General features: G+C 46.0%; 20 protein-coding genes. 18 read left to right on the top strand and 2 right to left on the bottom strand.

Annotated elements, in window-relative coordinates; all coding sequences use genetic code 11:
- The first annotated feature begins 27 nt into the window (after positions 1-27).
- The 15 genes from iscU to der all read left to right on the top strand — a co-directional run bounded on the left by iscU (position 28) and on the right by der (position 14,294).
- A complete protein-coding gene (gene iscU / locus N5E84_RS09455; RefSeq protein WP_010320409.1) occupies positions 28-411 on the top strand; it encodes a Fe-S cluster assembly scaffold IscU in 384 nt (127 codons plus the stop codon).
- Positions 412-473: 62 nt separating this feature from the next.
- Entirely contained in the window at positions 474-797 is a 324-nt protein-coding gene (gene iscA / locus N5E84_RS09450) for an iron-sulfur cluster assembly protein IscA (protein ID WP_010320408.1), read from the top strand.
- A gap of 66 nt (positions 798-863) precedes the next feature.
- Positions 864-1,379, top strand: a complete 516-nt coding sequence (gene hscB, locus N5E84_RS09445; RefSeq protein ID WP_026028094.1) for a co-chaperone HscB — start codon at positions 864-866, stop codon at positions 1,377-1,379.
- A gap of 21 nt (positions 1,380-1,400) precedes the next feature.
- On the top strand, positions 1,401-3,254 hold the full coding sequence (gene hscA, locus N5E84_RS09440) for a Fe-S protein assembly chaperone HscA (RefSeq protein ID WP_019282106.1): 1,854 nt from the start codon (positions 1,401-1,403) through the stop codon (positions 3,252-3,254).
- A gap of 11 nt (positions 3,255-3,265) precedes the next feature.
- Positions 3,266-3,604 carry an ISC system 2Fe-2S type ferredoxin gene (gene fdx / locus N5E84_RS09435; protein WP_010320405.1) on the top strand — a complete coding sequence of 113 codons (339 nt, stop codon included), beginning with the start codon at positions 3,266-3,268 and terminating at the stop codon, positions 3,602-3,604.
- Between the two features lie 50 nt (positions 3,605-3,654).
- Positions 3,655-3,849: a Fe-S cluster assembly protein IscX gene (gene iscX / locus N5E84_RS09430; protein ID WP_010320404.1), complete on the top strand. Its 195-nt coding sequence runs from the start codon at positions 3,655-3,657 to the stop codon at positions 3,847-3,849.
- Between the two features lie 184 nt (positions 3,850-4,033).
- Complete coding sequence (pepB, locus tag N5E84_RS09425) at positions 4,034-5,329, top strand: aminopeptidase PepB (RefSeq protein ID WP_026028095.1); 1,296 nt, start codon at positions 4,034-4,036, stop codon at positions 5,327-5,329.
- 72 nt (positions 5,330-5,401) lie between these two features.
- Positions 5,402-5,827: a nucleoside-diphosphate kinase gene (gene ndk, locus N5E84_RS09420; protein ID WP_013857494.1), complete on the top strand. Its 426-nt coding sequence runs from the start codon at positions 5,402-5,404 to the stop codon at positions 5,825-5,827.
- 209 nt (positions 5,828-6,036) lie between these two features.
- Positions 6,037-7,158: a bifunctional tRNA (adenosine(37)-C2)-methyltransferase TrmG/ribosomal RNA large subunit methyltransferase RlmN gene (locus tag N5E84_RS09415; protein ID WP_026028096.1), complete on the top strand. Its 1,122-nt coding sequence runs from the start codon at positions 6,037-6,039 to the stop codon at positions 7,156-7,158.
- 301 nt (positions 7,159-7,459) lie between these two features.
- The gene (rodZ, locus tag N5E84_RS09410; RefSeq protein ID WP_081245283.1) at positions 7,460-8,404 is read left to right on the top strand and encodes a cytoskeleton protein RodZ; all 945 of its coding nucleotides are present in this window, start codon (positions 7,460-7,462) and stop codon (positions 8,402-8,404) included.
- Between the two features lie 8 nt (positions 8,405-8,412).
- Positions 8,413-9,537 carry a flavodoxin-dependent (E)-4-hydroxy-3-methylbut-2-enyl-diphosphate synthase gene (gene ispG, locus N5E84_RS09405; RefSeq protein WP_010320399.1) on the top strand — a complete coding sequence of 375 codons (1,125 nt, stop codon included), beginning with the start codon at positions 8,413-8,415 and terminating at the stop codon, positions 9,535-9,537.
- A 25-nt stretch (positions 9,538-9,562) separates the two neighbouring features.
- Positions 9,563-10,831 (top strand): histidine--tRNA ligase, encoded by a 1,269-nt coding sequence (gene hisS / locus N5E84_RS09400; RefSeq protein ID WP_019282105.1) that lies wholly within the window; start codon positions 9,563-9,565, stop codon positions 10,829-10,831.
- Positions 10,832-10,869: 38 nt separating this feature from the next.
- A complete protein-coding gene (locus tag N5E84_RS09395) occupies positions 10,870-11,484 on the top strand; it encodes a YfgM family protein (RefSeq protein ID WP_013857490.1) in 615 nt (204 codons plus the stop codon).
- Positions 11,485-11,496: 12 nt separating this feature from the next.
- Complete coding sequence (bamB, locus tag N5E84_RS09390; RefSeq protein WP_026027694.1) at positions 11,497-12,657, top strand: outer membrane protein assembly factor BamB; 1,161 nt, start codon at positions 11,497-11,499, stop codon at positions 12,655-12,657.
- Positions 12,658-12,806: 149 nt separating this feature from the next.
- Complete coding sequence (der, locus tag N5E84_RS09385) at positions 12,807-14,294, top strand: ribosome biogenesis GTPase Der (RefSeq protein WP_029388206.1); 1,488 nt, start codon at positions 12,807-12,809, stop codon at positions 14,292-14,294.
- Positions 14,295-14,370: 76 nt separating this feature from the next.
- Here the strand turns inward: der and N5E84_RS09380 are convergent, their stop codons facing one another.
- Positions 14,371-14,505 (bottom strand): hypothetical protein, encoded by a 135-nt coding sequence (locus N5E84_RS09380; protein WP_261676493.1) that lies wholly within the window; start codon positions 14,503-14,505, stop codon positions 14,371-14,373.
- A 380-nt stretch (positions 14,506-14,885) separates the two neighbouring features.
- Here N5E84_RS09380 and N5E84_RS09375 point away from each other — a divergent pair, with 380 nt between their 5' ends.
- Positions 14,886-15,140: a zinc ribbon domain-containing protein gene (locus tag N5E84_RS09375; protein WP_019282103.1), complete on the top strand. Its 255-nt coding sequence runs from the start codon at positions 14,886-14,888 to the stop codon at positions 15,138-15,140.
- 4 nt (positions 15,141-15,144) lie between these two features.
- On the opposite strand, the gene xseA is transcribed toward N5E84_RS09375, so the two are convergent.
- Complete coding sequence (gene xseA, locus N5E84_RS09370) at positions 15,145-16,476, bottom strand: exodeoxyribonuclease VII large subunit (RefSeq protein WP_069212136.1); 1,332 nt, start codon at positions 16,474-16,476, stop codon at positions 15,145-15,147.
- A 230-nt stretch (positions 16,477-16,706) separates the two neighbouring features.
- Between xseA and guaB the strand changes: the two genes are divergently transcribed.
- On the top strand, positions 16,707-18,170 hold the full coding sequence (gene guaB, locus N5E84_RS09365; protein WP_029388205.1) for an IMP dehydrogenase: 1,464 nt from the start codon (positions 16,707-16,709) through the stop codon (positions 18,168-18,170).
- Between the two features lie 81 nt (positions 18,171-18,251).
- Positions 18,252-19,805: a glutamine-hydrolyzing GMP synthase gene (gene guaA / locus N5E84_RS09360; protein ID WP_017044245.1), complete on the top strand. Its 1,554-nt coding sequence runs from the start codon at positions 18,252-18,254 to the stop codon at positions 19,803-19,805.
- Positions 19,806-19,823 lie beyond the last annotated feature (18 nt).

Raw genomic sequence — 19,823 nt, 5'->3', positions numbered from 1 at the left:
GGAAATAGAGGATTAGAGGTAACTATCATGGCATACAGCGAAAAAGTAATTGATCACTATGAAAACCCACGTAATGTTGGCTCTTTTGATAAAGAAGATCCAACCATTGGTAGTGGTATGGTTGGCGCTCCAGCTTGTGGCGATGTAATGAAGCTACAAATTAAAGTGACGCCAGAAGGCATCATTGAAGATGCAAAATTTAAAACCTACGGTTGTGGTAGCGCGATTGCTTCGAGCTCACTGGTTACTGAATGGGTGAAAGGCAAGAGCATTGACGAAGCGGCAGCCATTAAGAACTCTGAAATCGCGGAAGAGCTAGAGCTTCCACCAGTGAAAGTTCACTGTTCGATTTTGGCGGAAGATGCGATCAAAGCTGCCGTTGCCGATTATAAAAAGAAACACCAACAATAATATTAAGGGAGTGAATGATGGTTCACTCCCATAAGTTCAAACTAAGAATCTAAGGTTGTAGTATGGCCATTACCTTAACTGAAACAGCAGCGCATCGCGTTCGAGCATTCCTAGATAACCGAGGCAAAGGCGTAGGTTTACGTCTTGGAGTGAAAACAACAGGCTGCTCGGGTATGGCTTACGTGCTTGAATTCGTTGATGACGTTAACGAAGAAGACGAAGTGTTTGAAGATCATGGTGTCAAAGTGATTATCGATTCGAAAAGCCTCGTCTACCTTGATGGCACACAGCTTGACTATGTCAAAGAAGGGCTAAACGAAGGTTTTGAGTTCAACAACCCGAATGCAAAAAGCGAATGTGGTTGTGGTGAAAGCTTCAACGTGTAACGGATTGGCTTTCGGCGTGACTAGGCTCACTTGAGCCTAGTGTCGAGCACTAGGAGCAATGTGTTAATGAACTATTTTGAATTATTTGGGCTACCAAGTCAGTTTGCACTGGATGGTAGCCTTCTTTCTTCTCAGTTTCGTGCGCTGCAAAAACGGTTTCATCCCGACAATTTTGCCACTGCGTCTGAGCGAGATCGCCTGCTTGCTGTGCAAAACGCCTCACAAATCAATGATGCTTATCAAACATTAAAATCGCCGATCAGTCGCGCAGAATACTTGTTGCTTGAACAAGGCATAGAGTTACGCGCAGAACACCAAACCATGCAAGATCCGCTGTTTTTAATGGAGCAAATGGAGCTGCGAGAAGAGCTTGAAGCCATCGCCTCACAGTCTGATGTTGAAAGTGCGTTATTCGATTTTGAAAACAGAGTTAGCAAGATGTATAAACAGCATCTTACCTTGGTTGAGCAACAACTTAATCAGGCTCAATGGAACCTTGCGGCTGATACGGTTCGCAAGCTTAAATTTATTGCCAAGCTCAAAAATGAAATAGAAAGAGTCGAAGAACAGTTACTCGGCTAGTTCGATAATAAGGACCAACCCATGGCATTACTTCAAATTGCAGAACCCGGTCAAAGCTCAGCGCCGCATCAGCATAAACTCGCAGCGGGTATCGACTTGGGGACAACCAACTCATTAGTCGCATCGGTTCGAAGCGGTAATGCGACGACGCTTGCTGATGAACAAGGACGCTCGATCCTCCCTTCGGTGGTCCACTATTCGGCTCAAGAGCGTTGCGTAGGCTTTGATGCCAGAGCACACGCGCAAGTTGATCCTGCCAATACCATCATTTCTGTGAAGCGTTTGATCGGCCGTTCACTGGCTGACATTCAGGCGCGTTATCCCACATTGCCTTATCGCTTCAAAGCCAGTGACAACGGTTTGCCTATTTTGCAAACGGCGCAAGGTGATAAGAACCCGATTCAAGTTTCCGCCGATATTCTTCAATCTCTTGCTCAGCGTGCCGAAGCGTCGTTAGGTGGTGAATTAGCGGGCGTGGTGATTACCGTACCTGCTTATTTTGATGATGCGCAACGCGTGGGCACCAAAGATGCCGCTCAATTTGCCGGCTTGCACGTACTGCGTTTACTCAATGAACCTACCGCAGCAGCGATTGCCTATGGCTTAGACTCAGCGCAAGAAGGTGTGATTGCGGTTTATGATTTAGGTGGCGGTACGTTTGATATCTCTATCTTACGTCTGTCGAAAGGCGTGTTTGAGGTACTCGCGACTGGTGGCGATTCCGCGCTCGGTGGTGATGATTTTGACCATTTGATTGCTGACCATTTTTTGAGCCAAATCGGCTTAGCTGAACCGCTCACTGCTGAGCAGCAACGAGCATTGCTTGATGCGGCCACCGAAGCGAAAATTGCCTTATCTGATACTGATAGTATCGAGGTTTCTGTGCTGGGTTGGCAAGGGCGTTTAACTCGCGATGAGTTTAACCAACTCATCACGCCACTAGTAAAAAGAACCTTACTATCGTGTCGTCGAGCACTCAAAGATGCCGAGATTACTGCAGATGAAGTGTTGGAAGTGGTGATGGTCGGCGGTTCAACTCGTACGCCATTGGTTCGAGATTTAGTTGGTGAATTTTTTGGTCGCACACCACTAACTAGCATCAACCCTGATGAAGTTGTCGCGATTGGTGCAGCAATTCAAGCCGACATTTTGGTGGGTAATAAACCCGATTCAGAAATGTTACTGCTGGATGTCATTCCCCTGTCGCTGGGTATTGAAACCATGGGTGGCTTAGTGGAAAAAATCATCCCACGTAACACCACCATTCCTGTTGCGAAAGCTCAAGAATTCACCACCTTCAAAGATGGTCAAACAGCCATGAGCATCCATACGGTGCAGGGCGAACGTGAGATGGTAGACGATTGCCGCTCATTGGCTCGTTTTTCACTAAAAGGTATTCCACCAATGACGGCGGGTGCCGCGCATATCCGCGTAACTTATCAAGTTGATGCAGATGGTTTACTCTCCGTGACAGCGATGGAAAAAAGTACGGGAGTTCAGGCGGAAATTCAAGTTAAGCCCTCGTATGGACTGAGTGATAATGAAGTAGCAAATATGCTGCGAGATTCGATGACGTTTGCCAAACAAGATATGCAGACTCGCGCTCTGGCAGAGCAACGTGTAGAAGCCGATCGTGTTATCGAAGGTTTGATCTCTGCCTTACAGGCCGATGGTGATGAATTGTTATCTGAGTCAGAAAAGCAGATCCTTCTGAATGCAATAGAAGATTTAATTGTGCTGCGTAATGGTGATAGCGCCGATGCCATCGAGCAAGGAATTAAAGAGACAGACAAAGCCAGCCAAGATTTTGCTTCACGCCGTATGGATAAATCCATTCGCAGTGCACTTGCTGGTCAATCGGTAGATGATATTTAAAGAGAAAAATTATGCCTAAGATTATTGTGTTACCTCACCAAGAGCTTTGTCCTGAAGGTGCCGTTCTGGAAGCGCAAGCAGGAGAAACCGTACTGGATGTGGCGCTGAAAAATGGTATCGCTATTGAACATGCGTGTGAAAAATCCTGCGCATGCACGACTTGCCATATTATCGTTCGCGAAGGGTTTGACTCACTTGATGAGAGTGATGAGTTGGAAGATGACATGCTTGATAAAGCGTGGGGTCTTGAACCTGAATCTCGCCTTGGCTGCCAAGCTAGAGTCGCTAACGAAGATTTAGTGGTTGAAATTCCAAAGTATACACTCAATCTGGCTTCTGAAGATCATTAATCCTATTGAGCGTATTAACGCCCGTTGACTGTTTGTAAAAGGAAAGCAAAATGAAATGGACCGATTCTCGTGACATTGCGATCGAGCTTTGTGAGCAATACCCAGACGTAGATCCTAAAAATGTACGTTTTACGGATCTACACCAGTGGGTGATGGAACTGGAAGAGTTTGATGATGAGCCAAACCGTTCCAACGAAAAAATTCTCGAAGCGATTATTCTATGTTGGATGGAAGAGATCGACTAAGACTATTGCTAACATGATGGTTATTCAGTAAAACATCACAGAGTTAACAATTTTAACTAAAAAGAGCGGACCGAATGGTCCGTTTTTTTATCAAGTTGACATTTTGACCCTACAAAATGCTAACATCCCTTGGTTATTTAATCGTAATGGCACAGGTGAGGCCATATTCAGGCAAGGAGAAACCATGTCTACAAAGATGTCCGTATTTATCAGCCAACAAGCTGCCCAGCCTCAGTGGGGAGAAAAGGCGATTGTTTCGTTTTCAGAAAATGGTGCCACAATTCATGCTATTGAGAGTGAGCATGAACTCAGCGCGGTTCAGCGCGCGGCTCGTAAGCTTGATGGGCAAGCTATCAGAGCTATCAGCCTACAAGGTGACGGTTGGCACTTAGAAAATATTTGGGCTTTCTACCAAGGTTATCGTGAAGCGAAAAAACTCAACACACTAGAATGGCAACCGCTGAGTGAGTCAGATCAAGCCGAGTTAGAATATCGTATTAAAGCGACGGAATGGACGCGCGATATCATCAATAAAAGCGCCGAAGAAGTCGCGCCGCGTCAGTTAGCGACCATGGCGGCTGAGTTCATCAAATCGCTAGCGCCTGAGCATGTCAGCTACCGCATTGTCAAAGATAAAGATCTACTCACCGAAGGTTGGGAAGGTATTTATGCGGTTGGGCGTGGCTCCGAGCGCACATCAGCTATGCTGCAACTCGATTACAATCCGACAGGAAAAGAGAGTGCTCCTGTTTTTGCTTGCTTAATTGGCAAAGGCATTACTTTTGATTCTGGTGGTTACAGTTTAAAAACGTCCAACTTTATGTCGGCGATGAAAGCGGATATGGGGGGCGCTGCAACGATCACCGGTGGTCTTGGTTTGGCTATCATGCGTGGTTTTAATAAACGTGTGAAACTCATTTTGTGTTGTGCAGAAAATATGGTTTCCGGACGCGCCTTGAAACTGGGTGATATCATCACTTATAAAAACGGCACCACAGTTGAAATAATGAACACCGATGCAGAAGGCCGCCTAGTATTGGCCGATGGCTTGATTTATGCCAACGAGCAAAAACCGCAGCTTATTATTGATTGCGCGACATTAACGGGTGCCGCTAAAAATGCACTCGGCAATGATTACCATGCACTACTCAGCTTTGATGAGAGCTTATCCCAGCAGGCATTGGTGGCAGCTCACCAAGAGAAAGAAGGCTTATGGCCTCTGCCTTTGGCTGAGTTTCATCGCTCTATGTTACCTTCAAGCTTTGCGGATCTCTCTAACATCAGCTCAGGTGACTATTCTCCGGGAGCAAGTACCGCAGCGGCCTTCCTCTCTTACTTTGTTGAAGATTACAAAAAAGGGTGGCTGCACTTTGATTGCGCTGGTACTTACCGCAAATCAGCAAGCGATAAATGGGCCGCAGGTGCAACGGCGATGGGGGTGCGTACATTAGCACGCATTTTGACCGACCAAGCTCAATAATGAAAAACTGCTCAACTCTCTGTTTTGGGCGGTTCACTATAACTAAAAAAACAAAAGAAAAAGGATAACCTTATGGCTCTAGAAAGAACATTTTCTATCATTAAACCCGATGCGGTAGAACGTAACTTGATTGGTGAAATCTATCACCGTATCGAAAAATCAGGTTTGCGTATTATCGCTGCGAAAATGGTACATTTGAACGAAGAGCAAGCGAGCGGCTTTTATGCTGAGCATGAAGGCAAAGCGTTTTTTCCAGCACTAAAAGAATTTATGACCTCTGGGCCTATCATGGCTCAAGTGCTTGAAGGTGAAGATGCTATTGCTCGTTACCGCGAATTAATGGGTAAAACTAACCCAGAAGAAGCGGCATGTGGAACCATTCGTGCTGATTACGCATTAAGCATGCGCCATAACTCAGTTCATGGCAGTGATAGTCCTGAATCGGCGGCACGTGAAATCGCTTTTTTCTTCCCAGAATCAGAGATTTTCTCTCGTTAATCTTGGCGTTTTCTATGCCAAATTATTTCGATTAAGGCCTCACGTTGTGAGGCTTTTTTATACTCGTATGATTGGGAGCTGTAGAGTAAAAACAATCCGCCAAGCATTGAATGACTTAGTAATTGAAGGGTTGTACAACTCTTGTTGTTACTGCATAAAGGCTGTACAATTCGCGCCCTTATTTATTGTTTCCGTCGTTGAGAGGCCACATGACTATTGAAAAAGTCAATCTGCTTGATTTTGATCGCCAAGGTCTGCGTAAATTTTTTGCTGAAGAGCTCAGTGAAAAAGCGTTCCGCGCTGATCAGGTCATGAAGTGGATCTACCATTTTGGTTGTGATGACTTCGAACAAATGACCAATATCAACAAGAAACTGCGTGAGCAACTGCAGCAACGCTGTGAAATTCGCGCGCCGATCGTTTCACAAGCACAACATTCGTCTGATGGTACGATTAAGTGGGCGATGCGTGTAGGAGATCAAGATGTTGAAACGGTTTACATCCCAGAGGAAGACCGAGCGACTTTGTGCGTCTCTTCCCAAGTTGGCTGTGCTCTGGAATGCAAATTCTGTTCAACGGCTCAGCAAGGTTTTAACCGTAACCTCAAAGTGTCTGAAATTATCGGGCAAGTTTGGCGCGCAGCGAGAGAAATTGGCCTTGAGAAAGAGACGGGTCGTCGTCCGATTACTAACGTAGTAATGATGGGGATGGGCGAGCCTTTGCTCAACATGAAAAACTTGATCCCAGCGTTAGAGATCATGCTGGATGATTTAGGTTTTGGCTTGTCAAAACGTCGTGTCACCGTGTCGACTTCGGGCGTGGTTTCTGGTCTTGATCAAATGACAGGGCAAATCGATGTTGCATTAGCGATTTCATTGCATGCACCCAATGACAAATTACGCAGCGAAATTATGCCGATCAATGATCGCTGGGATATTCAAGATTTCTTGGCCTCAGTGCGTCGTTATATCGCCACTTCAAATGCAAACCGTGGCAAGGTTACGGTGGAATATGTGTTGCTGGATCACGTCAATGACGATATGGACCACGCGCACGAATTGGCTAAGTTGATGAAAGGCACGCCGTGCAAAATTAACCTGATCCCATTTAACCCTTATCCCGGTTCACCTTATAAAAAACCGAGTAATTCACGTATTGACCGTTTTCAAAAAACACTGATGCAGTATGAACACACAGTGACGGTGCGTAAAACTCGTGGTGATGATATTGATGCCGCTTGTGGGCAGCTAGTGGGTGATGTGATTGATAGAACCAAACGGACCAAAATGAAACAAATGGGTGGCGATGTCATTCCTGTCAAATCGGTCTAAATCGGATGATAAAGCAAAGCCAGAGATTCCTCTGGCTTTGTGCATTTTTACCATTTGAAATAATTTTCCGCGATTTTGACGTCAATTTTATGAAAAATATTGACCTAGCTGTAATTTCTTTCCTAAAGCCATGTTGTTTAACGTCAAATATCCATTAGAATTGCTAACTGACGTAATGTTAAATTTGAACTGTCGCCTGCATCAATGAATGCAAATTTTTCACCGTGTTGGAATGCACCATTTTATTACTACGAACTAATAACAATAAAAGTGATGACGGTGCCATTCGAGCCATAACATAATGAGATGTACAAAACGGATGACTACTGAACAAGAACAGATTATTGCAGATGTAAAAACAGACACGGTGCAACCCGGTACTTTATTAAAGGCAAAGCGTGAAGCGTTGGGATTAACGCAAAAGCAAGTTGCCGATAGGTTGCGGTTACGTCTCTCTATCATTCAGAGTTTAGAAGAGAATAACTTCGCCTCGGACCAAGTGGCGACGTTTACTCGCGGTTATTTACGTTCCTATGCGAAGGCCGTCGGGATCAAAGAGTCAGTTATTTTAGCTTCCTTTGATGATTGCTATCCTACGGTTGTCGCTGAACAACCGATGCAAAGTTTTTCAAAGAAAACCAAGCGAGAGAAACACGATAGCCGTATTATGACGCTGACATGGGGTATTTTTGCCATCATTATTGGTATTTCCTCATTATGGTGGTGGCAAAACCAAGAACAAGAGAATGTTGTGGTTGAGAGTTCACCATCAATCACGTCGACATCGGTTGAGCGTTTGCGAGATGAGGATTTCACGACCGTTCCTGAATTAGTGCCTACGGTTGACGAATCTCAAGTAGAAGCAGAAGCGGTGGATGCCCCTGTAGAAATCAACACTCAGGCTGCAGAACTTATCCCTTCACCTGAAGATGATACAGCCGAAGCCGACCTGAGTGCGAGCGACGATCCTGTATTGGAGAAGACGCCACCGCAGGATGCAACGAATCCATACGCTCCTCTCACACTCACATTCAGCGCAGATTGTTGGATTCAGGTGAAAGATGCAGCAGGTAAAACCCTTTCCACTGGGATTAAAAAATCAGGGCAAACCGTAACCTTGCAAGGTGAAGCTCCGTTTCAAATCATTCTTGGCGCGCCTGAAAGCGTTTCAATGACATTTGCAAGTGAACCTGTAGACCTTTCTGGGTATACTTCCGGTAAAGTCGCTCGATTCACCTTACCTTAGAAAATACTATGCAACACGAATCTCCAATTAAGCGTCGTTCATCGACGCGTATTTATGTCGGTAATGTGCCCATCGGTGATGGTGCTCCTATTGCTGTTCAATCTATGACCAACACGCGCACTACCGATGTTGCGGCAACGGTCGCTCAAATTAAAGCGTTAGAAAAAGTCGGGGCTGATATCGTACGAGTTTCTGTACCGACAATGGACGCGGCAGAAGCGTTCAAGTTGATCAAGCAGCAAGTATCCATCCCGCTGGTGGCTGACATCCATTTTGATTACCGCATTGCGTTGAAAGTCGCCGAATATGGCGTTGATTGCTTGCGTATCAACCCTGGTAACATTGGCAACGAAGAACGTATTCGCGCCGTGGTCGATTGCGCACGTGACAAGAACATACCCATTCGGATTGGCGTGAATGGTGGGTCGCTCGAAAAAGAGATCCAAATGAAATATGGTGAGCCAACACCGGCCGCTTTAGTCGAGTCAGCGATGCGTCATGTCGATATTCTTGAAAGACTCAACTTTGATCAATTCAAAGTCAGCGTTAAAGCATCGGATGTTTTTCTCGCCGTTGATTCCTACCGTTTACTGGCTAAACAGATTGCCCAACCTCTGCATCTTGGTATTACGGAAGCAGGAGGCGCAAGAGCCGGTGCAGTTAAATCGGCAGTGGGCTTAGGTATGCTGCTTGCCGAAGGCATCGGTGATACGCTGCGTATTTCACTGGCTGCGGATCCGATCGAAGAGATCAAAGTCGGCTTTGATATTCTTAAATCGCTGCGTATTCGTTCGCGAGGCATTAACTTCATCGCTTGTCCAAGTTGTTCACGTCAAGAGTTTGATGTGATCGCCACAGTCAATGCGTTAGAGCAACGTCTGGAAGATATTTTGACACCTATGGATGTCTCGATCATCGGTTGCGTGGTTAATGGCCCAGGTGAAGCTGAAGCTTCTCATCTTGGTTTGGCTGGCAGCAACAAGAAAAGTGCATTCTACGAAGACGGCGTCCGCCAGAAAGAGCGTTTTGATAACGATGATCTGGTCAGCCAACTCGAAGCGAAAATTCGCGCGAAGGCCTCTATTCTCGATGAGAAGAACCGAATCAACGTGACTCAAATCGAACAAAATTAATCTCAACGACCTTACGGTAAGTATTGTGGCAAAAACAATTCAAGCAATTCGAGGCATGAACGACTGCCTCCCAACTCAGTCTCCACTTTGGCAAAAAGTGGAAGGCACAGTGAAAAACGTGATTAGTGCATATGGCTACAATGAAGTACGTATGCCTATCGTTGAGATGACACATCTATTTAGCCGTGCGATCGGTGAAGTGACCGATGTGGTTGAAAAAGAGATGTATTCTTTTGAAGATCGCAATGGTGACAGTTTATCGCTTCGCCCTGAGGGTACCGCAGGTTGTGTCCGTTCTGGTATCGAAAATGGTTTGCTCTACAACCAAGAGCAACGTTTATGGTACATGGGGCCGATGTTCCGTCATGAACGTCCGCAAAAAGGGCGCTACCGTCAATTCCACCAATGTGGGGTTGAAGTGTTTGGCCTGGATGGCCCTGATGTTGATGCCGAGCTGATTATGATGACCGCGCGTTTGTGGCGTGAATTGGGCATCGACAAACATGTTCGTTTGGAACTGAACTCAATTGGTTCTCTTGAAGCGCGTGCCAATTACCGCACCGCTTTGATTGACTATTTAGAGCAGCATCAAGAGGTGTTGGATGACGATGCCAAACGTCGCATGTACACCAACCCACTGCGAGTACTCGATACTAAAAATCCAGATATTCAAGCGATTTTAGGTGACGCACCCAAATTGTCTGAGTATCTAGATGAAGAATCCAAGCAACATTTTGCAGGCTTATGTGAACTTCTTACTGCTGCGGGTATCGAATATCAAGTTAACGAGCGCTTGGTGCGCGGCCTAGACTACTACAACCGCACCGTATTTGAGTGGATCACTGAAAGCTTAGGTGCTCAGGGTACGGTTTGTGGCGGTGGACGTTATGATGGCTTGGTAGAACAACTGGGTGGCAAAGCGACACCGGCAGTGGGTTTTGCCATGGGGTTAGAGCGCTTAGTGCTGATGATGGAAACACTGGAACTGACCGACGTGCGTCGCAGTGTCGATGTGTACATGGTCAGTGCGGGTGAAGGCACTATGATGGCAGCAATGAAACTTGCTGAGCAGTTGCGTGAACAGGTTCCGGGGCTGCGTGTTATGAACCATTTTGGTGGTGGTAACTTCAAAAAACAATTTAAACGTGCTGATAAAGTGGGCGCTGCGGTGGCTTTGGTATTAGGCGAAGATGAAGTCGCAGAAAGCACAGTAGTTCTCAAAGATCTTATCGGTGGTGAACAAATTACGATTTCTCAAACTGAAGTCGCGAGCAAACTGACGCATCTTGTGTAAGCAAGCGCATTTGAGACATCTATTAAAGAGGACAGGAAGTGGAACTCTACGATACTGAAGAACAACAAGTTGAAGCGATAAAAGATTGGTGGAAAGAGAACGGTAAAGCCGTGATCTTTGGTGCTGTAATTGGCCTTGGTGGCTTGTTTGGTTGGCGTTACTACCAAGATAGCGTTATTGCTGCGCAAGAAGCCGCTTCTGAAAGTTATAGCAAAGCGGTAACTCAGTTAGCTGCAAAAGGCGCAGAAGCAGAGATGGTTGTTGAGAGCTTTATTGATAGTAATAAAGGTACAGAATATGCCGTCTTAGCCGCACTACAACTTGCAAAAGTTCAAGTAGAAGCGGGTCAAATTGATGAAGCTTTAGCGCAGCTTGAATGGGCAAAAGCAAACACCAAAGATGATGCTATTCTACCGTTAGCGACCTATCGCGTGGCCCGTATTAAAGCGGAACAAGGCCAGTTTGATGCCGCCTTAGCTGATCTTACGACCATCACAGAGAAAGGGTGGGCGGGACGCATTGCGGAACTGCGTGGTGATATCTCACTGCGTAAAGGCGACACGGACGCGGCTTATGCGGCATACACGGAAGCACAACAAGCTGACGATGCAAGCCAAACGCTACAGATGAAACTGGACGATCTTGCCAAATAAGGGCACAAGTTGATGAAAAAGTTGTTCAACAAAGTGCTCGTTTCTGCCGTTGTGCTTGGAGCACTTGCAGGGTGTGCTAGTGAAGAAGACACCATTATTATGGCTCCTGTGCCAATGGTAACGAGTGAATTTACGCCCACAACTCAGTGGAGCACATCGATCGGTGATGGCGTAGGGCATTACTTCTCAAAGTTATCTCCAGAATACGCTTACGACAAAGTATTTATTGCTAGCCGTGATGGTTTGGTGAAAGCCTTAAACCCTAAAACGGGTAAAGAGCTGTGGAAAACCGATCTTGAACAAGATGGCACCATGCGTTTATCCGGCGGTATAGCGGCGGCCTATAGCCAAATTTACATTGGTAGTGAAAACGGTTTAGTCACTGCGCTTAATGAAGCTACGGGTGAGCTTGTATGGCAAGTTAAAGTCGACGGTGAAGTGCTAGCAGCTCCGGCTGCAGATGCGAACATGATCATTGTTAATACCAGTCGTGGCACTTTGGTGAGTTTAGACCAAGCGACGGGTGAGCAAAAATGGACCATCAGTACTGAAGTTCCTAATTTAACGTTGAGAGGTGACAGCAAACCTGTTGCGGTATCGGGCGGTGTTTTTTGGGGAACCTCAGGTGGCCGTCTTGCTGCCGCTATCGTTGAGCGTGGACAGTTGATTTGGCAACAACCGATTGGTATGCCTAAAGGTGCCACTGAAATTGACCGTCTAGTCGATGTTGATGCCTCACCTATCGTGATTGGCGGCATGCTGTATGCGGTTGGTTTTAATGGCCAGTTGATCGCCATTGATCTGCGTTCGGGCAAACCAGCTTGGAAGCGGAATTACTCTTCAGCAACAGACATGGCTAGCGATGGTGGCCGATTATTTGTGGTGACCGACAAAGATCATGTGGTGGCTGTGGATACAAGAAGCGGTACCGAACTTTGGAGCAACAAACAGCTTGAACACCGTTTGCTAACTGCACCAGCGATTATCAATGGCTACCTTGTGCTAGGTGACAGTGAAGGGTATCTACATTGGATTGATCGCAGCAGTGGTGAATTCGTTGCCCAACAGTTGGTTGATAAGAGCGGTTTTGCGGTGAGTCCTCTCGCTGTAGATGATGGTTATGTCAGCATGACCCGTAATGGCAATGTAAAGAAACTGACGATTAAAAAATAAATCGTGATATAATTCACATTCGGCTCCTGGCTGGTAACAGTTAGGGGCCGTTTTATTGAATAAGTAGATGTGGTTATAGGTAAAAATTTAATGCTTGCTAGCAAGTGTTTACCTATAACTACATAAGAGAAAATATTGTAGAGGTTAGTATGGTTCCTGTTGTTGCTCTTGTTGGGCGTCCCAATGTCGGTAAATCTACGTTGTTTAACCGATTAACTCGCACTCGCGATGCGTTGGTGGCGGATTTCCCCGGTTTAACGCGTGACCGTAAATATGGCCAAGCTAAATTGGGTGAGCACGACTTCATTGTTATCGATACCGGCGGTATTGATGGTAGTGAAGAGGGTGTAGAAACGAAAATGGCTCAACAGTCATTGGCCGCGATTGATGAAGCTGATGTTGTGCTATTTATGGTTGATGGTCGCGCTGGTTTAACGGCGGCTGATGAAGTGATCGCCCAACATCTGCGTAAGATTGAAAAGCGCGCTATTTTAGTCGTGAATAAAGTGGATGGCATTGACGCTGATGCTGCAAGTGCTGAGTTTTGGCAATTGGGCGTCGATCAAATGTACCAAATTGCTGCCGCTCATGGCCGTGGTGTTGGGATCCTTATCGACCGAGCTTTGAATCCACTTGCTGAAGAAATGATCGAGCAGGCTGAAGGCGAAATCGAAGATCTAACCGACTTTGAAGATGCCGAAGAAGAAAAGTTAGATTACACCGAAGAAGAAGCCGAAGCTGAATACAAACGTCTGCAAGATCAGCCGATAAAACTGGCGATCATTGGCCGTCCGAATGTCGGTAAATCGACACTCACCAACCGCATTCTCGGTGAAGAGCGTGTTGTGGTTTACGACATGCCCGGAACGACGCGAGACTCCATCTACATCCCGATGATGCGTGATGAGCGCGAGTATGTATTGATTGATACTGCTGGCGTGCGTCGTCGTACTCGCATTAACGAAACGGTTGAAAAATTCTCGGTCGTCAAAACCTTAAAAGCCGTTGAAGATGCAAACGTTGTTCTGTTAGTCATTGACGCTCGTGAGAATATCTCAGATCAAGATCTTAGCCTGCTAGGTTTTGCACTAAACGCCGGACGTTCGATAGTGCTTGCAGTCAATAAGTGGGATGGGCTCGATAACGACGTCAAAGAACGTGTCAAGAAAGAGCTCGATCGCCGTTTAGGTTTTGTCGATTTTGCTCGTATCCACTTTATCTCTGCACTGCATGGTACAGGTGTTGGTCATCTATTTGAGTCGGTTCAAGAAGCATACAAATCGGCGACAACACGTGTCGGCACATCGGTATTGACTCGCATTCTTAAAATGGCAACCGATGATCACCAACCGCCTATGGTTCGTAGCCGCCGCGTAAAACTTAAATACGCTCACGCAGGTGGTTATAACCCGCCGATTATCGTTGTACACGGTAACTTGGTGAATGAGCTGCCAGATTCTTACAAACGTTATTTGATGAACTATTACCGTAAGTCTTTAGAAATCATGGGTACGCCTATTCGTATCCAGTTCCAAAGCAGTGATAACCCATTTGAAGGAAAAGTGAATAAGCTGACCTTATCTCAAGAGCGTAAACGTAAACGCTTAATGACGATGATGAAAGGACGCAGCAAGTAGCCTTCCTCATAACTGAAATACCCAAGCTTAGACTTGGGTATTTTTTTGCCTAAAATTTATCATTGGCGATAGAGCCTCACTTAACGTGGCGGTCTGGAAATGAAGTGCAGTACCAAAATGATTGAGAGAAAAACAGAGCATGGCAACGTTGCTGCTTTGTATAACTATCAAACAAAATGAGTAGAATATTTCGCCAAAAGATCATTTCCATATATCCTGATTCCTTTGATTTTTTAGTTATTACGTAGAGCTTTGTATCGTTATAAATCCATATACAGAATATGTAACTTATGCTTTCGGTGCGTGGTTATATAAATGTTCTTTTGAGAGTAGATCGCTGAACGGAGCAGATAAAGCAAATGATCAGGCTGAGATCTTTTATCGATCATAGCCTAATGTGTATGAGGTGGTTGGTGAGCCTGAAGGTATTGTGATAGAGATCAAAGCTGAACTCTCGATAATCCGAGACCATACGTGCCGTTTGATGAAGTGTCGGCTATCACATGCACGATCTATCTACGCAAACGAGCTATCTATTAAAACGAACGATATAAAACATCTACCAAAATCACACTATGTGAAAGATGTTATGTGAAAGACACAAAGAGAGATGGGATCAATATGCAGGAAAATCTTTGCCCTTGTTGCCAAAATCCACTGGCATGGGATGGGCGTTACCATTGTACTCAGTGCAAACATCACTTTAACAAAATTGGTTTTTGCCCTGAGTGTGATTCGGAGCTGGAGAAATTGCAGGCGTGTGGCGCGGCAAATTTTTTCTGTAATTCATGCAATGAGCTCAAATCAAAATCTAAGATTCGATTTGAGTTTCAAGCACAGGATTAAGTGATTAATTGACGGTAGAGAAAACTTCGCCATCCGCCACTCGCGTGATCAATTGATCGCCGGTTTTTAGATCACGAGCGCGGTGAATCACTTTGCCTGAGCTATCTCGCGTGATCGAATAGCCTCGTTTTAGTGTCGCTAATGGGCTTACTGCGTCAAGCTTCTCTGCGGCTAGCGTTAAACGGTGTGCTGTGCGCAGGAGTTTTTTCTCCATTACGTCCAGTAATCGTTGCTCGCTTTTGGCTAGTCGATGCTGCTGCTTCGCCAAGGTTTGTACGGGAGAATGCAACTGCAGTTGATGGTATTGCTGGCCAATGTGCTCGCGCTGAGTCGAAATATAGCGCTGTATCGCCCGCTGTAGGCGCATTTCTGTGTCATCAAGTTGTTGGCTTTGACGCTGCAAGCGATAAGTGGGGTGCTGTTTCTCTAGCGCGTGAACCAAAGCGCGTAAATGATGCGCTTGTTGACTGGTGTAATAGCGCATCGCACTTTGTAGCTTGTGCTGGTATGAGGCGAAAGCTTGCCGCTTATTACTGTTGTCTCGGCTGACTAATTCTGCAGCAGCGGAGGGGGTTGGGGCACGTACGTCAGCCACAAAATCAGCAATCGTCACATCGATTTCATGCCCGACGGCACTGATAATTGGGATTTGACTCGCGGCAATTGTGCGCGCTACGATCTCGTGGTTAAAACACCATAAGTCCTCTAAAGAACCGCCACCGCGACCCACAATCAATACGTCACACTCTTGCCTCGCATTTGCTCTACCAATTGCTTGAGCAATTTGAATGGCCGCTTGTTCGCCTTGAACCAGTGTAGGATAAATGATGACGGGCAAGCTTGGATCGCGCCGCTTGAGCACATCAAGAATATCAAACAGGGCTGCGCCAGTTTTTGAAGTAATAACTCCGACGCATTGAGGATTTTCCGGCAAGGGGCACTTATTGGATTGTGCAAACAGCCCTTCCGCGGCCAACTGCATCTTCAGCTTTTCAAACTCTTGCTGGAGACGACCATCCCCTTCGGGTTGCATACTCTCGATAATGACTTGGTAGTCACCTCTGGGTTCATAAAGAGAAAGACGCGCTTTAACAAGTACCTGCTGGCCATTTTTAGGTTTGAAGCTCACAAAGCGATTATTGCCTTTGAACATCGCACATTTTACCTGCGCGCGAGAATCTTTGAGTGAGAGATACCAATGGCCAGAAACCGGAGCGGAGAAGTTCGATATTTCACCAACGAGCCACACAATGCCCATTTCATTTTCAAGTAACAGGCGTACTTCAGCATTGAGACGAGAGACAGTGTAGATGTTTTCGTTGGTCAAAGAAGGCAAGGCTAATCCCCTAGACGAGGGTATGGAAATTAGCGGCAATATAATACATATCAAGGGTTGGAATGCAAATTAAAAATTAAAAAATGAGTGGTCAAGCGATTGCCTCGGGCGTATAATCCGACCGCAATATCAAATCCAAATCGATTTATCCTGTTCATTGTGTATTAGGGCAAATTGAGACAACTTGGATTTACCTTTTATTCACTCCTCTTAATTGTGAGATATTGCAAATGCTAAGAATTGCCAAAGAAGCGCTGACATTCGATGATGTTCTTCTCGTACCAGCACACTCCACCGTTCTCCCAAACACAGCCGATCTCCATACTCAGCTGACCAAAAATATCACACTGAACATTCCGATGATCTCAGCTTCTATGGATACAGTGACAGAGGCTCGCCTTGCGATCGCTCTTGCCCAAGAGGGTGGTATTGGTTTTATCCACAAAAATATGCCCATTGAAGAGCAGGCTGAACAAGTCCGTCTTGTCAAAATTTTTGAAGCGGGTGTAGTCACTGCGCCAGTAACAGTTCGCCCTGATGCAACCATTCAAGATGTGATTGCTTTGACAGAGAAACATGGTTTTGCCGGTTTCCCTGTGGTGAGCGATCACAATGAGCTTGTCGGTATCATCACCGGCCGCGATATTCGCTTTGTTACTGATTTAACAAAAAAAGTTGAAGCAGTCATGACACCAAAAGATCGCTTAGCCACAGTTAAAGAGGGTGCATCTCGTCAGGATGTACAAGAGCGCATGCACAAAGCGCGTGTTGAAAAAGTCTTGGTAGTGAATGATGAATTCAAACTGACTGGTATGATCACCGCGAAAGATTTCCATAAAGCAGAACGCAAACCGAATGCTTGTAAAGATGAACAAGGGCGTTTACGTGTTGGTGCGGCTGTTGGTGCCGGTGCTGGCAATGAAGAGCGCGTAAAAGCATTAGTGGAAGCGGGAGTGGATGTTCTACTGATTGACTCTTCTCATGGCCATTCAGAAGGTGTACTTAACCGTATTCGTGAAACGCGCGCCGCTTATCCTGATCTCGATATTATCGGCGGCAATGTTGCAACGGGTGCCGGTGCGAAAGCTCTAATTGACGCGGGCGTAAGCGCGGTCAAAGTCGGTATTGGCCCGGGTTCAATCTGTACAACGCGTATTGTAACGGGTGTTGGTGTTCCTCAAATTACGGCGATTTCTGATGCAGTTGAAGTGGCTGATCAATACGGTATTCCTGTGATTGCTGATGGCGGTATTCGCTTTTCTGGCGATATTTGTAAAGCGATTGCTGCTGGTGCATCTTGTGTGATGGTCGGCTCCATGTTTGCGGGTACTGAAGAAGCTCCGGGTGAAGTTATTTTGTTCCAAGGCCGTTCATATAAAGCTTACCGCGGTATGGGTTCGCTGGGTGCAATGTCTCAAGGCTCTTCTGATCGTTATTTCCAATCTGACAATGCAGCTGACAAGCTTGTACCTGAAGGGATCGAAGGTCGTATCGCTTATCGAGGCCGTCTAAAAGAGATCGTTCATCAACAAATGGGTGGTTTACGCTCAAGCATGGGCTTAACTGGCTCGGCCACTATCGAAGATCTGCGCACTAAAGCCGAGTTTGTTCGTATCTCTGGTGCAGGTATGAAAGAGTCACACGTGCACGACGTTCAAATTACCAAAGAAGCGCCAAACTACCGCTTGGGTTAATGACGAACCACGAATAGCTTGAAGCTTATGGGGAGCGCGATGCTCCCCATCCACTACATTAATGATTGAGATTGACCTTAAATGACTAAAGATATCCATGACCAACGTATTCTGATCTTAGATTTCGGCTCTCAGTACACACAACTGGTTGCCCGCCGTGTTCGCGAAATCGGTGTTTATTGTGAGCTGTGGAGCTGGGATGTTGAAGAAGCAGACATCCGTGAATTCAACCCAGATGGCATTATTCTTTCTGGTGGTCCTGAAAGTGTGACTGAAGCCAACTCTCCGCGTGCGCCACAATATGTGTTTGATTCTGGCGTACCTGTGTTTGGTGTTTGCTATGGCATGCAAACCATGGCTGAACAGTTGGGCGGAAAAGTGGCCAGTTCTGAGGAACGTGAATTTGGTTATGCAGCTGTACAGCTAATGGGTGAATCGGCCCTGTTTAGCGACCTTGAGCTAACGCAAGATGTTTGGATGAGCCATGGTGATAAAGTGGTGCAAATTCCGGCTGATTTTGTTAAAACAGCGCAAACGGAAACTTGTCCTTATGCGGCAATGGCGAATGAAGAGAAAAAATATTATGGCGTGCAGTTTCACCCAGAAGTCACGCACACCAAAAACGGTCTAAAAATGCTTGAGAATTTCGTTCTCAACGTTTGTGGTTGTGAGCGTCTATGGACGGCTGAGTCTATCATCGAAGATGCAGTTGCTCGTATTAAAGAGCAAGTCGGCGACGATGAGGTGATCCTTGGCCTATCGGGTGGTGTAGATTCGTCAGTTGTGGCGATGCTGGCTCACCGAGCGATTGGCGATAAATTAACCTGCGTATTCGTTGATAACGGCCTATTGCGTCTGAATGAAGCTCAGCAAGTAATGGATATGTTTGGCAACAAGTTTGGTTTAAACATCATTCATGTTAATGCAGAAGATCGTTTCCTCAACGCACTGCAAGGTGAGTCTGATCCGGAAGCGAAACGCAAAATCATCGGCCATGTGTTTGTTGATATCTTCGATGAAGAATCAAAGAAATTGAAAAATGCGAAATGGCTTGCGCAAGGCACGATTTACCCAGATGTGATTGAATCGGCTGCCTCTAAAACAGGTAAAGCGCACGTGATTAAATCTCACCATAACGTTGGCGGTTTGCCTGATGATATGGAAATGGGATTGGTTGAACCACTGCGTGAGCTTTTCAAAGATGAAGTACGCAAGATTGGCCTAGAGCTTGGCCTGCCTTACAACATGCTTTACCGCCATCCGTTCCCTGGTCCTGGCCTTGGCGTACGCGTGTTGGGCGAAGTGAAGAAAGAGTACTGTGATTTGCTGCGCCGCGCCGATGCTATTTTCATTGAAGAGCTGCATGCCGCTGATCTGTATAACAAAGTGTCACAAGCTTTCACGGTTTTCTTACCTGTTCGTTCAGTAGGCGTTATGGGTGATGGACGTAAATACGATTGGGTTGTATCGCTACGCGCTGTGGAAACCATTGACTTTATGACAGCACATTGGGCGCACCTGCCTTATGAGTTCTTGGGTAAGGTTTCTAACCGTATCATCAATGAAGTGAATGGTATTTCTCGTGTGGTTTACGATATTTCAGGTAAGCCACCAGCCACCATTGAGTGGGAATAATTCCTCTAAAAAAGCGTA

The organism is Vibrio sp. J502 (assembly GCF_025397955.1).
Taxonomy (GTDB): Bacteria; Pseudomonadota; Gammaproteobacteria; order Enterobacterales; family Vibrionaceae; genus Vibrio; species Vibrio anguillarum.
Note: the sequence above shows the minus strand (reverse complement) of the source record. Positions and strands in the feature narration are given on the sequence as shown.

Coding starts and splice junctions, on each gene's coding strand:
- iscU (WP_010320409.1), top strand. CDS start 28: ATGGCATACAGCGAAAAAGTAATTGATCACTATGAAAACCCACGTAAT.
- iscA (WP_010320408.1), top strand. CDS start 474: ATGGCCATTACCTTAACTGAAACAGCAGCGCATCGCGTTCGAGCATTC.
- hscB (WP_026028094.1), top strand. CDS start 864: ATGAACTATTTTGAATTATTTGGGCTACCAAGTCAGTTTGCACTGGAT.
- hscA (WP_019282106.1), top strand. CDS start 1,401: ATGGCATTACTTCAAATTGCAGAACCCGGTCAAAGCTCAGCGCCGCAT.
- fdx (WP_010320405.1), top strand. CDS start 3,266: ATGCCTAAGATTATTGTGTTACCTCACCAAGAGCTTTGTCCTGAAGGT.
- iscX (WP_010320404.1), top strand. CDS start 3,655: ATGAAATGGACCGATTCTCGTGACATTGCGATCGAGCTTTGTGAGCAA.
- pepB (WP_026028095.1), top strand. CDS start 4,034: ATGTCTACAAAGATGTCCGTATTTATCAGCCAACAAGCTGCCCAGCCT.
- ndk (WP_013857494.1), top strand. CDS start 5,402: ATGGCTCTAGAAAGAACATTTTCTATCATTAAACCCGATGCGGTAGAA.
- N5E84_RS09415 (WP_026028096.1), top strand. CDS start 6,037: ATGACTATTGAAAAAGTCAATCTGCTTGATTTTGATCGCCAAGGTCTG.
- rodZ (WP_081245283.1), top strand. CDS start 7,460: ATGAGATGTACAAAACGGATGACTACTGAACAAGAACAGATTATTGCA.
- ispG (WP_010320399.1), top strand. CDS start 8,413: ATGCAACACGAATCTCCAATTAAGCGTCGTTCATCGACGCGTATTTAT.
- bamB (WP_026027694.1), top strand. CDS start 11,497: ATGAAAAAGTTGTTCAACAAAGTGCTCGTTTCTGCCGTTGTGCTTGGA.
- der (WP_029388206.1), top strand. CDS start 12,807: ATGGTTCCTGTTGTTGCTCTTGTTGGGCGTCCCAATGTCGGTAAATCT.
- N5E84_RS09380 (WP_261676493.1), bottom strand. CDS start 14,505: ATGGAAATGATCTTTTGGCGAAATATTCTACTCATTTTGTTTGATAGT.
- guaB (WP_029388205.1), top strand. CDS start 16,707: ATGCTAAGAATTGCCAAAGAAGCGCTGACATTCGATGATGTTCTTCTC.
- guaA (WP_017044245.1), top strand. CDS start 18,252: ATGACTAAAGATATCCATGACCAACGTATTCTGATCTTAGATTTCGGC.